Annotated in this window: 4 protein-coding genes; 3 read left to right on the top strand and 1 reads right to left on the bottom strand. The window is 67.8% G+C overall.

What is annotated here, in order from left to right:
• Positions 1 to 305: metal ABC transporter solute-binding protein, Zn/Mn family (locus tag RMO85_RS04340; RefSeq protein ID WP_310526696.1), on the bottom strand; the 305-nt coding region annotated here is incomplete at its 3' end.
• 75 nt (positions 306 to 380) lie between these two features.
• Between RMO85_RS04340 and RMO85_RS04335 the strand changes: the two genes are divergently transcribed.
• The 3 genes from RMO85_RS04335 to RMO85_RS04325 form a co-directional block, all read left to right on the top strand.
• Positions 381 to 701: an antibiotic biosynthesis monooxygenase gene (locus RMO85_RS04335; protein WP_310526694.1), complete on the top strand. Its 321-nt coding sequence runs from the start codon at positions 381 to 383 to the stop codon at positions 699 to 701.
• Between the two features lie 56 nt (positions 702 to 757).
• Positions 758 to 2,158, top strand: a complete 1,401-nt coding sequence (locus RMO85_RS04330; protein WP_397203081.1) for a glycine--tRNA ligase — start codon at positions 758 to 760, stop codon at positions 2,156 to 2,158.
• A 46-nt stretch (positions 2,159 to 2,204) separates the two neighbouring features.
• On the top strand, positions 2,205 to 2,498 hold a 294-nt coding region (locus RMO85_RS04325), incomplete at its 3' end, for a hypothetical protein (RefSeq protein ID WP_310526693.1).

The raw sequence follows: 2,498 nt of genomic DNA, 5'->3' as shown, positions 1-2,498 counted from the left end.
GCGACGTTGGCGATCGCCTCGTCGACCGCCGGCTGGAAGCCGTGCTCGAACACCACCACGTCGGCCGCGTCGAGCGCCGCGGTCTGCGCGATGCCGAGCTCCAGGTCGTGGGGCTCGGCGCCGGGCTGTGTCAGCCCAGTGACCTCCCACCCAGATCCGGCCACCTGCTCGGTGATCCACGCCAGGGGGAAGAAGGCGGCCACCGCCTGGTGCCCGCCGTCGGCCGGGCCGCCCGACCCGCCGCACCCGGACAGGAGCAGGGGGGCGACGGCCAGAGCCACGAGACTGCAAGGACGAACCAACATGAGAATGATTCTCGCCAAGTTGAGAATCATTGTCAATACTGCGCCTGGTGGTCGCGTCCTGAGTACGCTGCCAGCGTGCTCGTCGTCTCCCGCTTCCGTGTGTCCGCCGCCGCCGCCGACGCGTTCCGCTCCGAGATGGAGGTCGCGCACGCGGCGCTGGCTGCCCGACCCGGCTACGAGCACGGCACGGTGGGCCGCAATGTCGATGATCCCGAGCTGTGGGTGCTGTCCACGCAGTGGGAGCACGTCGGCGCCTACCGGCGCGCGCTGTCGGCGTACGACGTGAAGATGCAGGCCGTGCCACTCCTGAGTCGAGCAGTCGACGAGCCCAGCGCCTATGAAGTCGTCGAGCCGGGCACCGACCTCAATATCGCCTCGCCCCGCGCACTAGGCTGAGCGTTCGCTCATCGCCCCTGACCGGCAGCCAGCCGGCCAACCCCGAAGGAACCCTTGTGGCCAAGCCCGCTCCCACCGCCCTCGACAACGTCGTCTCGCTCGCGAAGCGTCGTGGCTTCGTCTACCCCTGCGGTGAGATCTACGGCGGCACCAAGTCGGCCTGGGACTACGGCCCGCTCGGGGTCGAGCTCAAGGAGAACATCAAGCGCCAGTGGTGGAAGTTCATGGTCACCCGGCGCGACGACGTGGTCGGCCTCGACTCCAGCGTGATCCTGCCGACCCGGACCTGGGAGGCCTCCGGCCACCTCAAGACGTTCAGCGACCCGCTGACCGAGTGCCAGTCCTGCCACAAGCGCTACCGCGAGGACCACCTCCAGGAGGACTACGCCGCCAAGAAGGGGATCGACGACCCCGACTCGGTGGACATCAACGCGTCCGTCGCCTGCCCCAACTGCGGCACCCGCGCCGCGTGGACCGAGCCGCGCAACTTCAACATGATGCTCAAGACCTACCTCGGCGTGATCGAGGACGAGTCGGGGCTGCACTACCTGCGTCCCGAGACCGCCCAGGGCATCTTCCTCAACTTCGCCAACGTGGTGACCTCCAGCCGGCAGAAGCCGCCCTTCGGCATCGCCCAGATGGGCAAGAGCTTCCGCAACGAGATCACCCCCGGCAACTTCATCTTCCGCACCCGCGAGTTCGAGCAGATGGAGATGGAGTTCTTCGTCAAGCCCGGCGAGGACGACGAGTGGTTCCGCTACTGGATCGAGGAGCGCACCCGCTGGTACGTCGACCTCGGCATCGACCCCGACAACCTGCGCCACTACGAGCACCCGCAGGAGAAGCTGTCCCACTACTCCAAGGGCACGACCGACATCGAGTACCGCTTCGGCTTCTCCGGTCGTGACTTCGAGGAGCTCGAGGGCATCGCCAACCGCACCGACTACGACCTCAAGCAGCACAGCGAGTTCTCCGGCAAGGACCTGTCCTACTTCGACCAGGCGAGCAACGAGCGCTACCTGCCCTATGTCATCGAGCCCGCTGCCGGTCTGACCCGCAGCCTGATGGCGTTCCTGATCGACGCCTACACCGAGGACGAGGCGCCCAACACCAAGGGCGGCGTCGACAAGCGGGTCGTGCTGAAGCTCGACCCGCGCCTCGCGCCGGTCAAGGTGGCCGTCCTGCCGCTGAGCCGCAACGCCGACCTGACGCCCAAGGCGAAGGCGCTGGCCTCCGAGCTGCGCCAGAACTGGAATGTGGAGTTCGACGACTCGGGCGCCATCGGCCGTCGTTACCGCCGCCAGGACGAGATCGGCACTCCGTTCTGCGTGACCATCGACTTCGAGAGCATCGACGACAACGCGGTGACCGTGCGCGAGCGCGACACCATGCGGCAGGAGCGGATCAGCCTCGACGGCATCATGGGCTGGTTCGCGGAGCGCCTCGTCGGCTGCTGACTCGGTTGCGAGGTTCGGCTGGTCACCACCGGTGCACAATGCACCCATGATGCGTGCCAGTCTCCTGACCCTCGTCGTCGCATTCATGCTCTCGGCCTGTGGCTCGGACACGACCGAGCCCGACCCGACGGCGTCGCCGACTGCGTCCGAGACCGCCACCGAGCAGGCAGCCCCCACGCAGCTGTCGTTCGGCGACGCGGAGTCCGTGACCTGGCAGCCGGCCCCCGACGTGTCGGGCGAGCTGACGCTCCAGGTCGACAGCGTGCGTGCCGGCGACTTCGCGGACTTCGACGGCCTCGCCGGGTCCGGCATCACGCAGGACAACCGGCCCTTCTACGTC

Origin of the sequence: Nocardioides sp. (assembly GCF_031422975.1) — a bacterium.
Taxonomy (GTDB): domain Bacteria; phylum Actinomycetota; class Actinomycetes; order Propionibacteriales; family Nocardioidaceae; genus Nocardioides.
This window is presented reverse-complemented; position numbering and strand designations above follow the sequence as displayed.